Raw genomic sequence first — 13306 nt, 5'->3', positions numbered from 1 at the left:
TCTAAATTTATCGTATAACGATAGTCAGGCGCTTTCATAAAGTCTTAGAAATGGCGGTGGGCGTTCTAAATTAATGACACGCCGCTGAGGTATCTTCTGCTGGGAAACACTTTTGTTTAACCTGAGAGATAAACGGGTACAGGAATGCGATACGCCCAAGATAGAACAGAGTAAACGCTAGCCACAAACCATGATTGCCCCACGCTCCAACCGCAAACGCTTGAACAGCCAAGAACACCAACAAAGTAGCAATACTAGAATCTCGAACCGGACGTGTGGTTCCTGTTCCGGTAAAGATGCCGTAAACCGTCAAGCCAAAGCCTGCCACCAGCGGGAACACAATCAACCACGGAGCCATCTCTTGATACAAGGCAACCAGCGCTGGAATATCGGTAAACAAGAAAACAATCATGTCCTTAAACATCAAGGTTAAAAGCGTCAGCGCAGCAATGAAACCAGCTGTCCATTGGAAGTTAAGCCTTAACACACGATCCAACATCGACGCATTTTTCGGCCCCACTGCTTTACCCGCAAATACACTCGATGCGTTGGCAATACCATCAAACATGTAACTGACGATAAAGGTCACCTGCATCAGAATCGCGTTAGCGGCCAGAACATCGGTACCCAATTTAGAACCAGTACGCGCCATCATGTTGAAGAACACCAAGATGCAAATTGTACGTAACAGTAAGTCAGTATTCGAAGAGATGATTGTCGACAGGTCTTTCTTGGTCATCTTCGAGCCTTGAAGGAACTCAGAGACCGAGATGTTGCTCGTTTTCATAACCAGCGTCATACCAATCGCAAAGGTGGTGATTTGTGCAATCAAACTTGCGTATGCCACTCCCGCAACACCTAAGTCGAAATAGAGTACGAACACCGCATCCAAGACAATGTTCAACACATTGCCAAACACTTGTGTGTAAAGGACTTCTTTGGCCTTCGCCTGCCCCATCAACCAACCGATAATGGTGTAGTTGAGCAGTACAAAAGGCGCGCCATAAATCAAAATACTGAAGTAGATATGTGCTTGCTCAGCCACGTTCGCTTCAGGCTCTATCACCCACATCGCACCTTGCCAGATGAGCGGTTGTATCAAGATAAAGATTAAGCCTACCAAACCAGACAACACAAATGGGCGCATCAAGCTGCCCGCTAGCTCAGAACGATTCCCTTTCCCCAATGCCATCGCACTTTGCCCTGTCGTGCTGACACGGAAAAAGCCAAACAACCAATACATGGTGTTCATGATGATGGTGCCGATCGCTACACCACCGATCAGTTCAGCGATGCCAAGCTGACCAATCACGGCTGTATCCACCGCGCCAAGCAGAGGCTGGGTAACCGTTGAGATGATGAAAGGGAAAGCGATTTTTAGATAATCTTTGTGGGTAATGGTCATATTCTAGCGAGTGATATTAAGAACTATTTGCAATTAGAACGGAATGCTATCGTTTAATCCGTACGTTGTCATCATTTACTGGGGTAAATTATCAACAAAACACCTTTATCTTAGTTCACCTGCATAGAATAGTTAGCAGCTATTGGTCGTGCTAATTTGTCTCAACAAAAGATCAAAGTCTGGTTCAACAAAACAGCACAACCATCGATTAGTAAAAACTCACGGGAAGGTAGAAGTCGAGCTCGAAAACTTCATCGGTGTTAAGAAAGTGATTCTGATGATAATGCACATAAGCTGGAGTCGAACGCTGCTTGAAGCCAGACGTAGGTAACCACTTTTCTAATACCATGCTGATCTGTGGGAGCAGTTCTCCATAACGACCATTGAGTCGAAACACCGCATGTAAACCGCCCGGAATCACCATCTGATTAACCACGCTGCGATACTTAATCGGTTCATTGATCGCGATACACGCCACGTAGCGACACTGATCCATCTCAACCCAAGCAGGGTTTGAGTGATGCAAACCAAATTGGCTCGAGAAATCGCGTTGTTCGGAGTTCGCCCACGCTTTCAATATCAGCCAAGCGTTGCGAATGGAGCGGTTATAACCCGTATGTCGAACATAGGCTGCCATGCGTTCAGGCACTTCAATGATCTTAGGTTCCGGTAGCACTCGCTGCGCGACATTCAAATAGCCCGCCGCTACTTCAGGATCTTTCAAGTAGGGCTTTTCGGCGATCTGTAAATCGTGTTTACGCCACTCACCTGGCGACATGTTAAAGGTCGCTTTAAACGCGCGGCTAAACGAAGACACCGAACTAAAACCACACTTACTGGCGATTTCTACCACCGAGGAGGTGGTATCGAACATCAACTGGTTGGCGGCATACTCCATTCGGGTGCGTCGAATGTATTGATGTAACGACTCCCCGACCACGCTTTTGAAGGTGCGATGAAAGTGCTGTTCAGAATAAGCTGCAATCTCCGAGAGCGCTTTTGCCGACAAAGGCTGGCTAATGTCTTGGTGAATATGGAACAGAACATCATTGATTCGAGATATGTGTTGACGCGACATCGTTTAAATAGCATAAATGGACATGTTTAAGAGCATAAACGGACACGCTTATTTTTACAATTGCCGTGTAATATCAAGCGATAGAATAAAAACGAAAAACGACGAGACACAACACATGGAAATCGCACAGTCATTACAACAGATTCAATCTTCATATATTCGAGAGATCCTCGCTGCCGCAAGCGATCCAAATGTCATTTCATTAGCCGGTGGCTTACCGGATGAGAAAACATTCCCTATCGATTTGATGAAGCCAACGCTAGAAAACCTAGCGAACATGCCTGAAGTTTTCCAATACGGTTCGACTGCGGGTTACGGCCCGTTGCTTGAGCACCTTACGCAAAGCTACCAATTGCCAGAGACTCACACAGCAATGATCTGTACTGGTTCTCAGCAAGGTTTGGATTTGATTGCACGTGCGTATGTTGATCCGAATGATGTGGTTGTGATGGAAGCGCCAAGCTACCTAGGTGCGATGCAGGTGTTTGGTTTGGTTCAAGCGAACATTGTGACTGTGTCTCAAACAGAATTTGGCCCGAACCTAGATGAACTAGAAACGTGCTTTGAACAGCAGTCGCCAAAGATGTTCTATGCCGTACCTGATTTCCATAACCCAACTGGCGTTTGCTGGACAACAGAAACTCGTCAAAAAGTAGCTGAGCTGTGTATCAAATACAACGTGGCATTCATTGAAGATGCACCATACCGTGAGCTACGTTTCACAGGTACAGAACTGCCGTTAGTTTCTTCGTTCTGCCCTGACAACTCTATCGTTCTTCGTTCATTCTCTAAAATTGCATCGCCAGGTTTACGTATTGGTGCGGTAACAGGTAAGCGCAGCTACCTTGAGCCACTGATCAAAGTGAAACAAGGCGCTGACTTACACTCAAGTGTACCTATGCAAGCGCTGCTTGTCGGTCTTCTAAAACATGAAGACTTCAACGTACATATGGAAAACATTCGCACACTGTACAAGTCTCGTTATGAAGTGTTATTTTCAGAACTAGAAAAAAAACTGCCTGCAGATTGCGTGTTAAAAGCCGTAGATGGCGGGATGTTCATTTGGGTTGAAATCCCAGAGTGTGACACCTTTGAACTGGCTAAAACTCTACTCTCCAATGGTGTGGCGGTTGTACCAAGCCCAGTATTCTATCCAAAGGCCGATGAAGCAAAAGCCGCACTGCGCTTAAACTTCACCAACGCCAACCCAGAAGAATTGACGGAAGCGGTGAAACGCTTAGCGGAAGTACTGAACCAAGCGTAATCGCCGATTAAGTAAAACGGACTAGATACCAAGGCCCTGCTGTATTTTTACAGCAGGGCCTTTTTGGTTTGGGAATACATGTCGTAATTCGAACCAGATAAAACGGTTTCATTGCATTTCTTAGTCTATAAACCACACAAACAGAAATGATAAATAGCCCTACTTTTGGTTGGTTTTTGTCCTTCCTTGGCTTGGTTATACTGCGGCGGATTTTAATAAGCCAATATGGGCAAACCTGAGTGAATCAAACTCAGTCTGTATCATAAAAGGCAACCGCTCTGGATTTACGTTCCAGCTCGCAGAAAGGAAAAACCATGTCTCAATATGTTGTATGTGCTCTGTATAAATTCGTAGCACTTGATGATTACCAAGAAATTCGCCAGCCACTCACTGACGTGTTAGAAGCCAACCAAATCCGCGGTACTTTGTTACTTGCGAGTGAAGGTATCAACGGCACCGTTGCAGGTAAGCGCGAATCTATCGACGCTCTTCTTAAATGGTTCAAACAAGATTCTCGTTTGGCTGATGTGGTTTACAAAGAGTCGTTCAACGAAGAACAACCATTCAACCGCACCAAGGTTAAGCTTAAGAAAGAGATCGTAACCATGGGTGTTGAAGGCATCGACCCACGCCACGTTGTCGGCACTTACGTGAAACCAAACGAATGGAATGCGCTGATTTCTGATCCTGATGTGATTCTGGTTGATACTCGTAACGACTACGAAGTCGATATCGGTACATTCAAAAATGCTGTAAACCCAAACACAGAAACCTTCCGTGAATTCCCTCAATACGTTGAAGAAAATCTCGATCCTAAGAAACACAAGAAAGTCGCGATGTTCTGTACTGGCGGTATTCGTTGCGAAAAATCAACAGCCTACATGAAAGAGCAAGGCTTTGATGAGGTTTACCACCTTGAAGGCGGCATTCTTAAGTACCTAGAAGAAGTACCAGAAGAAGAGAGCATGTGGGAAGGCGACTGCTACGTATTTGACGGTCGTGTTGCAGTTAACCACCAGCTAGAAAAGAGCGGTTACGATGTGTGTAACGCTTGTCGTCTGCCAATCACTGACGAAGACAAAGCCTCTGAGCACTTCGAGAAAGGCGTAAGCTGCCCTAAGTGTGTTGATAAGCACAGCTACGAGCAGAAAGCCCGTTTCCGCGAACGTGAAAAGCAAGTTCAACTGTCGAATGCTCGTGGCGAAACCCACGTAGGTGGCGATGCTGCTCACCTTATCGATCAACGTAAGAAAGAGAAGCTAGCACACAAAGAGCAGCAACGCTCTGGTAAGAAAGCGAAGTAAGCTTTCTGCTTTCAACACACATAGTTCTAAACATGTAACGACAAATAGTTAGCTATATACATACAAAAGGGCGCAAGTTCGAAGATAATTCCTCGAGTTTGAGCCCTTTTTTGATCGCTTTACGGCTTTGTGTTTTGAACCACATTTCTTTCGAAAAATTACTTCTATACTGTCAGGGCGTGTTGACCTTCCGCGGTTGGATTTTGTTCGAGATAAAAGCGTTTTAATCGCGGCGAGGGAGAAGTAGCCTAGTCATTCTAAGCAAATCTCCCTTAACAAAGAGTAAAACGCTTTTAGCCGAACCCTTCGGGCAGCGTTTGCTGGTTATTTCTACTACGTTATCGGCCTCTCATGTAGGCTAGCTACACATCAAAGCCTCTGCCTTGTAGAAATACCCAGCAATTCGCCGCAAAAACAAGCTCGAAAGATCAACACGCCCTAAAAATCCGACTAGAGAGGAAGTGCCAATGCTCAATGAAAACCATGCCTTTATCTTAGATTTCCCAGATCTTAAATTAGACATTGTTCAGCTCAACCACGACGACGAAAAATTCAAAGCAGACATGCAGAAATACCACCAACTCGACTACGACATCCGTCAGCTAGAAATCTCTGGCAGCCCTATCGATGACGACAGCATGCACAATCTCAAAGTTGAACGCATGGCGCTAAAAGACTCGCTGCACAAACAGCTCACGCGCCATCACGCACTTAAGATCGTATAGAAAAATCAGTCCAAGACTTTATTCTAAGCCATGCATCACGCATGGCTTTTTGGTTTCATCACATCGCAAATCTAAGCTAATTAGGCTTCTTCAATTATGTTACTGTTTGCTTATTCAAAGGCGTTTGATAAGGAAGTGGACACTGTGGCAAGACAAGAAGAAAATATACAATTCCAGCTCGTTTCAAATCATGAATTCGAAGAACTATTTGCGTGTGTGAAACAAGGTATATTCATACACGTAGATGATGTTTTCGGTTGGGATGACGACTTCCAACGTCAACGGCTTTTAAACGATTACTACCCCTCTTGGTTTCATTGGGTATACCTAGGAAAACAAAGGGTTGGACTTGTGTGTTTTAAGCCTTATGACAACGCATACCATGTTCATCTGCTGATCATTTTCCCTCAATATCAAGGCCGCTCACTTGGCAAGCAAGTCATGACTCTCATACATAAGAGAGCCATGGAAGAGCAACTAAGCCAAGTCACTCTATCGAGCTTTAGAAGTAACACTCGCGCCATTCGCTTTTATCAGTCACTTGGCTACCGAGTTGTTGATGAAGAAGATGATGATTTTATGGGATTGGCTCTCAGCCTCGCTAACCATAGAGAAAATACAGATAGCGAGTAGATAGAGAGCGTTTACTTTAGCGCGCGCTTGAAATATCTAATTTCTCAATCAACGACGGAAAACCCCAACCGTTCTCACCTTCGACCACAGGTTCTCCGGTCAAATACTCAAACAGCGTTGGCGCTAAAGATCCATTAGCTTCGATTTTCAATTTCTGAGAGTTATCGCCAATTGGCACTCCCCAGAATCCGATGAAAGCATCTTTCTCTAAGTAATCCTCACCAGCATGACGCCCCGGTACCTTGGTGTTGTAGCCAATTCCCGCTTTAGGGAACAAGTTAACCGTGCCAGCCCTATCTTCAAGGTAGATATTAGCCAGTTGATTCACTGAATCTGGTCGAGGTGTTGGTTGCGTCAATGAAGTCCACTCAGCACTGCTACACCACGTTGTCACATCCGCCTTAACCGCTCGGTTAATACATTTTTCGACCAATTGAGAATACTGTGCAAAGTCGGCTTCGCTTGGTGATGCTAGGTATGGATTTAACCTTTGCGTATTGAGCAAAATCGGCGCTCGGTTGTCTTCCAATGACTCATAGAAAAGCTTGTCACCTTCACGTGTGATCAATTCATCGACCCGTTTTAAATCACGGTTGCCAATCACACGAACAGCGCAGCGTTGTTGATCACATTCGCTTTCTCTTACGACCATATAATCAAGACTTTCAGGCAAGCGCTGCGCTATCTGATTAATGACGTCTATGTTCTGACCATCTGGCGCTGCAATCGGAGACCACTGCGTGAGTTCTTGGTAAACCGGTTGAACCTGCCACCCTTGCGTCGAATTAAAGAAGTCCATCATGAAGTTACCACCAGCAGTCGAGGCGACCACTACATCCAATTCTTTCGAGCTTGGGTAACTTAGAGCATTGGTAATTTTAGGCCCTTCACCCTCGTCTGAAGATATCTTCTTAACCATAACTGGATACGCTAGCTCTGCTTGTAAGCCTTCAAATACCTGCTTTTCGGGATTGAGCGCGTAGAACACCGGCGTTAAACCATGATCCCCTGCCATGCCCCACAGCGTTTTATCGTAAACGCCGGCACTGCGATAGGTCGCTTCAATCTGGCGAATCCAATAGTCCAGTCGATTGAGCTCTCCAGTCGGCATCAGAATTTCGTCACTAAAAGGGCCGGTAAAGTGTGCGAAGTGATCCGGCCATGGGTTATAAACCAAGGTGTAGTCTGGCATCCCTTTTCCATCTAACTCGGCAAACTGAGTGATAGACTGTTTAACCAGAGCTCTCTTTGAAAACTTAGTGAAAAAATCAAAGCCAGATATAGACTGATACGCTTCAATATCTTCAATCAAGGCTTGACGCTTTTCTTGCAAAACCACTTCGACTTCTGAACGTTCTTGAAGCTCTTTCACGCAACGTTTCTCACCATAATCACGCAGTGACTCACCCAAACCTAGGTTTACTAACCCATCGTAAGTGGTGTGAGCATTCCAATCATATTGAGCGTTGCAGTTCAGCGTTTTAAGGTAATCAAGGCGGTCAAACATGGTTTGAACCTTGTTGTCTGCCATCAACACATCTAACTGCAGGGCATCATTACCAAAGAAGTAATACGCTCGGTCGATCTCTCGGTCGACAAAGTGGAAATTAGGGATGCCCGTACCACCGTTACCAGACACTTTTGCGCCCGTTTTAATGATAGGTAGGTTACGTACGCTGATTGTGGGAGTTGACGAGATACCCACTCGGCTAATATTGTCTCGATGCTCTTGATAGAGATTTTTGAAGAACGGAAGGTAATTCGGATCACGGTAGGTTTGTTCTGATAGAACTTCCATGAACCGAACCTGCTGTTGGTGCTCAGGCTCAATCACCGTTTCTAACTGAGGTTTGTACTGCGCTCGTTTTTTATGATTTTGGTAAGCCACTGAGATGAAAGGCGCATTCTCATCTACCAAACCTTCGATCAATCCTTGCTGTAAACCATCGACGGTCACTTGGACCGCAAAACGTTTGTGCTGTTGGGATTCTAAGAATTGTATTAGCGCATCAGGCTGGTCACTGAACGCTTGTTGCATCCAATCATCGAGCGCTTCTGCACGTTCTTCTTTAAACACAAACTGTCGGTAGGCTTTCAGCAAGTTTAAGCGCACAAAATCAATAAGCGTGATGGTAAGAGCTTGTGCTTTGTTATTCGGCTTATCAGCGTTTTCTGGTTTACCATCTTCTGCAATCGCCAACATTGCAGACTTCATGTCGCCGTCATCCATTCCCAATGCCGCTTTACCGATCAAATCAACAATGATCGGTTGAATCTGAGCGATGATCGCTAGATCTTCAGGGCTATTGGTTAAGTATGTGTAATTCGCAGGGAGCGTGTCCATATCCTGCCAAACACCAATTTCGAATAACGCATCGTAGATAACCACCATGTTAGCAATGAACTGCTCATCGATACGAATACCTTCATGATGTCCCGTTGCTTCAGTCGAGGTATCTGGCTCGTGATGCTCTGAGGTTGGCTTATCTCCAACATGATAGAGGCTATGTTCAAAGCCCTTTAGCGCCTGCTTATCATAAACCGTCGACAAGTAAGATTTGAACACATCTTCACTGTCCAAGCCTGAATAGCGGTCGTAATAACTATAGAGAAAATAACCCAGAGGAATTGAGTACGTCGGGTTAGATAACTGAGCAACGACTCTGGCTTTTGTTTTGACATCTAAAGGGAGAGCGAGAATATACGCATCTAATGTAACGCCACCAATCGTGAAAAGAGCTGCATCACGAGTGAGTTTGGCAGAATAACTTAGGCTTGAAAGCACCTGATTTTTCAACACTTCACTGGAGCTAAAAACGCCACCAATGACGGGCGTTGTTGATATATCAGCGGCACTCGGAGCTGACGCAACCACCAACGATAAGACACTGAATAAACTGGCGTAACTGCGAACGTGAGAATAAGAACTCATCAAATTTCCTTTAGATCAACACACTTCTATAAATGCAGTGTATTGTTTCAGTTTGCATTTATTAGTCAACCTATGAAAACGTTTGTTTTCTGATTCGAAGAGCTCGAATACTCTTACAATCGCTTACCGCTACCGTCTTCCCACATCACTTCGCATTCGTCTTTAATGGCCGCTTTCAATAGTTCAACTAACGGGAAAGCTCGGCTACCGATATTAACAGGCGCTTCAACAACTGCTTCTTCACTGTCATCATCGGCATTTTCTTGCTCTACCAGCTTGCTCTGCTCAGCGGCGATCGCAGCACGCAAATTGCTTAACGCTTGAGAAACCTCTGATGCATCAATTGCTCCTGGGATAGTGCCACTATGTCCGAGCATCTTAATGAACTGAAGACCGACTTCACCAAACATCGTGACGCTAGCATGAGCTTTGCAACTAAAGGTAATTAACATTATGAGCCTCTCCTAATTTAGGTATCTATAAACATTAGCTACCCACAGACTATGTTGAGTAACACTTTGGAAAGCAAGTAGATAATAGCCAACTCAATTCTGGCAACTATAACTTTAATTGTCTCACTCACGGACATCCCTGCACCGTTAGTGACGCACATCACTATTTATTGTGAACCACTTATTATTTAAATATGAAACCTTGATAGTAGTCACACTAAAAAGATCACTAACACTCTGCTATCACTTTTATTTAATCTACTATTAACACCAATTATCGAAATCTTTGGCACAAATCACATGAAAAGGCTCGTCGGCAGACACCTAGAAGAAATGGCGGACATACGATCCACTCGCAAGCAAAAAATTGTCCACTCCTTTTCACTGGCTGCCGCTGCGTTATTCACATTCTACACTTGGGCTTACTTCCAAGGTCAGCATTACACGCTGTCAATTTTCGAATTGTGTTTTGCACTTATCGCTATCTCCAATGCATATTACGCAAAAAAAGTCATTACCCCTGAATATTCCGAATTGATTCTGAGCGGTGTTCTGCTAGTTCAAGGGGTCATTCTATTCTTGTACAGTCACGCCATTCCGGAGCGGACACTTTGGCTCTACCCGATTCTGGCTGCCGTCATTTTCATAAACGATTTCAGAATTGGCATTATATTCAGCACCTCATTTTGTGTATTTATCAGCACCTTAATTACAGCCATACCTAGCAGCTTTTCTTTACCTTTTAGCAGCTCACACCGGTTTATTCTTAGCTTGTTTACAATGAGCTTGGTATGTCACACATCAGCTTATTACTACACAAAAGCCGTCAGCTATATTCAACGTCTATACAAAGAAGGGATTGAAGATCTGGCCTATAGAGATCAGCTAACGGGCTTGGCAAACCGTTGGAGTTTTGAACGCTGGGCAACAGAAAAGCTTGCAACAGTGGATAGTGATAGATCTCTGACTGCCTTAGTGTTTTTAGACATAGATGACTTTAAAGGCATTAACGATAGCTACGGACATGACGTCGGAGACAGTGTCCTGCAGCATTTTGCGAACCGTTTAAGCAACAACATCCGAACCAGAGATAGGGTAAGCCATGAATACGATTATTCGATTGCGCGCTTTGCTGGAGATGAGTTTGTTTTGATGCTCTATGATGTGCCAACTCGTAAAGATCTAGACGGTATTTTAGATCGGATTTGTGGGCTATTCGAAAGTGGTTGCCAGACAAACGAGAGAATCAAGGAATTGACACTCAGTGTTGGGGTTTCGTTGTACCCGCAAGATGCCACAGAATTACATGAGCTGACGAGATGTGCTGATAAAGCGATGTATGTTGCCAAACATTCAGGAAAAAACCGATACGCTTATTATCACGACAATCCCGTATCAACCTTGATAGAAGAACTACCGACGAATCTAGCGTTCTCAAAATCGGAATCATCTGAGCTTGAAGGTTGTCTTGAAGCGAAGGTCGAAGGGAGCAATGTTACGTTATTAAAAACGCGCCCACGCTAGCCTGCCATATACATGGCCCATAAACTCACTAAGCCAATAACAATAATCCAAACGACTTGTCGTACTAAGTTTCGGTTTTCGTTCTTAGATTTAGCAACCGTTTTGAAAGCGGCTTGCTTGGCCGAGTGTATAAAAGGCTCATCTGCCTGGTGCTTTCTAACACGGCGCTTAACCGCTTTATTCGCAACCTCTGTAAAACGCTGACCTTGCTCCGTTGTAAAATCGTTATCAAAGCCCATCCGACCTTGCCTTTCGCCATGTTTTTGCTGTACTGCCATAGCGGCCTCCTTGGCGGTCTGCTCTCTATTCAAGTATAGACATAATTTCATATTCTTACCTGTTCAAAATTTTCGAATAAGTCACTCAACACTGTGCCATCTTCTTTTTAAATCAAATTACATAAACTACAGCTATTCAAGTTTATGAGGATTTCAAAATGACGAGTGTAAGAGCGGTAGATCATGTGATTGCAGCACACGCTACCTCCGATGGTGATGGCGTAAAAATACAAAGACTCGCTGGTTTCAATAACACGCGTTTCTCTCCATTTTTGATGATTGATGAACTTAAGTCGGATGAAAGCAAAGATTATGTTGGCGGCTTTCCTCTACACCCTCACCGTGGGATAGAAACGCTCACTTACATGCTACAAGGTCATTTCCAGCACAAAGACCACATGGGGAATGTTGGAGAGCTACGCAGCGGTGGCGCACAGTGGATGGCCGCGGGGCGTGGTGTGATTCACAGCGAAATGCCAATGATGGAAGAAGGCGCACTGCATGGTTTTCAAATTTGGATAAACCAACCTGCGTCAAACAAAATGCAGCCAGCGCAATATCACGACTTCCAAAATGAAAGCATTGCAGAACACCAAAGTGAACAAAGTGGTTTGTTGAGAGTGATAGCCGGTGGGTTTGAACTGCATAACCAAACTAACGATGATTCAGAGGCTTTACGAACGCAAGGCCCACTGCAACAAACAGGTGTGCCGTTAAGCGTAGCGGATTGGCGATCTCATTCTGGGCAAAAAATAACATTAGGGACAAATGTTAATCACAATGCCATGACTTACGTGTACCGAGGCAGTATTAAGATCAGTGGTAAAGTCATCAACCAAGGTCAACTTGCGTTACTCACTAAAGCTGACTTGCTGTCTTTGGGTAGCTTAAAAGATTCAGGTGTACTGATTTTTTCTGGTGAACCGATTAACGAACCTGTTGTGCACTATGGTCCGTTCGTCATGAATTCGATGGAAGAGATTGAACAGACGATTCAGGATTACAACAACGGCGTATTTGAGACTTACTGATTTACAGATGCTGTCTTTGCGCTTAGCGTTTTTCGCTTTGAATTAAAGATTGAAAATTGAAAATTGAAGAGATTTTGCAACGAACAATAAATTTTGGTCATCCATTTGATGACTGCAAAAACAAGTGACACTATCCACTGCCGGTTACTATCACTTATTTAACCACGCTTTGAGAGCGTGGTTTTTTCTTATTGGTCAGTCAGAGACTAATTTACAGGTACTCACACAGGTAAGCTGTCGCTTCTTTGACCTGTAGATCAAATGACGAGTCACCCGCAACGTCAAAAGACTCACCAGATTGGTATGTCGTCCAGTCATCATCGCCAACACGCTTTACAACCAAAGCACCTTTAACAACAGTCATCTTTTCCGGAGCTGCGGTACCGAATGTGTATTCACCAGCGGCCATCACACCAACACTTACGTCAGCACCAGACTGGTTAAACGCTAACGACTTAACGCCACCTTCAAAATATGTGTTTTCTTTAATCATTGTACTTCCTTGTTATCTCAAAATTGCAATTATTGGGCTCAACGAATAAGCCTATGCGTAAATTTAGGTGATAATTGTTTTAACCAATTCGAGACTGTCCTACAAGAAATAAATGCACATAGCTTAGGATCTGTTGGCAAAAAATCACTGATGGAGTTCGAGTCAACGGAACATTCGATCCTGCTTC

The 13306-nt window shown here is 44.3% G+C and carries 12 protein-coding genes; 6 read left to right on the top strand and 6 right to left on the bottom strand.

Going from position 1 to position 13306, the window contains the following annotated elements; genetic code table 11:
• Positions 1-70: 70 nt before the first annotated feature.
• Positions 71-1405, bottom strand: a complete 1335-nt coding sequence (locus tag OCV44_RS17770) for an MATE family efflux transporter (RefSeq protein ID WP_139683563.1) — start codon at positions 1403-1405, stop codon at positions 71-73.
• A 208-nt stretch (positions 1406-1613) separates the two neighbouring features.
• Positions 1614-2483, bottom strand: a complete 870-nt coding sequence (locus tag OCV44_RS17765) for an AraC family transcriptional regulator (protein ID WP_019820145.1) — start codon at positions 2481-2483, stop codon at positions 1614-1616.
• 115 nt (positions 2484-2598) lie between these two features.
• Between OCV44_RS17765 and OCV44_RS17760 the strand changes: the two genes are divergently transcribed.
• The 4 genes from OCV44_RS17760 (at position 2599) to OCV44_RS17745 (ending at position 6409) form a co-directional block, all read left to right on the top strand.
• Complete coding sequence (locus OCV44_RS17760) at positions 2599-3747, top strand: aminotransferase-like domain-containing protein (RefSeq protein WP_139683564.1); 1149 nt, start codon at positions 2599-2601, stop codon at positions 3745-3747.
• Between the two features lie 314 nt (positions 3748-4061).
• A complete protein-coding gene (trhO, locus tag OCV44_RS17755; RefSeq protein WP_139683565.1) occupies positions 4062-5051 on the top strand; it encodes an oxygen-dependent tRNA uridine(34) hydroxylase TrhO in 990 nt (329 codons plus the stop codon).
• 467 nt (positions 5052-5518) lie between these two features.
• Positions 5519-5776, top strand: coding sequence for a YdcH family protein (locus OCV44_RS17750; RefSeq protein WP_010432560.1), 258 nt, complete (start codon positions 5519-5521; stop codon positions 5774-5776).
• 96 nt (positions 5777-5872) lie between these two features.
• Entirely contained in the window at positions 5873-6409 is a 537-nt protein-coding gene (locus OCV44_RS17745; RefSeq protein ID WP_139683566.1) for a GNAT family N-acetyltransferase, read from the top strand.
• 16 nt (positions 6410-6425) lie between these two features.
• Here OCV44_RS17745 and OCV44_RS17740 read toward each other — a convergent pair whose 3' ends face one another.
• Together OCV44_RS17740 and OCV44_RS17735 are read right to left on the bottom strand one after the other, a co-directional pair.
• Positions 6426-9341 carry an alkaline phosphatase family protein gene (locus OCV44_RS17740; RefSeq protein ID WP_139683567.1) on the bottom strand — a complete coding sequence of 972 codons (2916 nt, stop codon included), beginning with the start codon at positions 9339-9341 and terminating at the stop codon, positions 6426-6428.
• Between the two features lie 113 nt (positions 9342-9454).
• Positions 9455-9793 (bottom strand): DUF1840 domain-containing protein, encoded by a 339-nt coding sequence (locus OCV44_RS17735; protein ID WP_139683568.1) that lies wholly within the window; start codon positions 9791-9793, stop codon positions 9455-9457.
• Between the two features lie 333 nt (positions 9794-10126).
• Here OCV44_RS17735 and OCV44_RS17730 point away from each other — a divergent pair, with 333 nt between their 5' ends.
• Positions 10127-11317: a GGDEF domain-containing protein gene (locus OCV44_RS17730; protein WP_139683771.1), complete on the top strand. Its 1191-nt coding sequence runs from the start codon at positions 10127-10129 to the stop codon at positions 11315-11317.
• Here OCV44_RS17730 and OCV44_RS17725 read toward each other — a convergent pair.
• Positions 11314-11595: a hypothetical protein gene (locus tag OCV44_RS17725; RefSeq protein WP_139683569.1), complete on the bottom strand. Its 282-nt coding sequence runs from the start codon at positions 11593-11595 to the stop codon at positions 11314-11316. The two genes, OCV44_RS17730 and OCV44_RS17725, sit on opposite strands and share 4 nt — an antisense overlap.
• Positions 11596-11753: 158 nt before the next feature.
• Between OCV44_RS17725 and OCV44_RS17720 the strand changes: the two genes are divergently transcribed.
• Positions 11754-12626: a pirin family protein gene (locus tag OCV44_RS17720; RefSeq protein ID WP_139683570.1), complete on the top strand. Its 873-nt coding sequence runs from the start codon at positions 11754-11756 to the stop codon at positions 12624-12626.
• A gap of 211 nt (positions 12627-12837) precedes the next feature.
• On the opposite strand, the gene ppnP is transcribed toward OCV44_RS17720, so the two are convergent.
• Positions 12838-13119 carry a pyrimidine/purine nucleoside phosphorylase gene (gene ppnP, locus OCV44_RS17715; protein ID WP_086051398.1) on the bottom strand — a complete coding sequence of 94 codons (282 nt, stop codon included), beginning with the start codon at positions 13117-13119 and terminating at the stop codon, positions 12838-12840.
• Positions 13120-13306: the final 187 nt, after the last annotated feature.

The organism is Vibrio tasmaniensis (assembly GCF_024347635.1).
Lineage (GTDB): Bacteria > Pseudomonadota > Gammaproteobacteria > Enterobacterales > Vibrionaceae > Vibrio > Vibrio tasmaniensis.
This window is presented reverse-complemented; position numbering and strand designations above follow the sequence as displayed.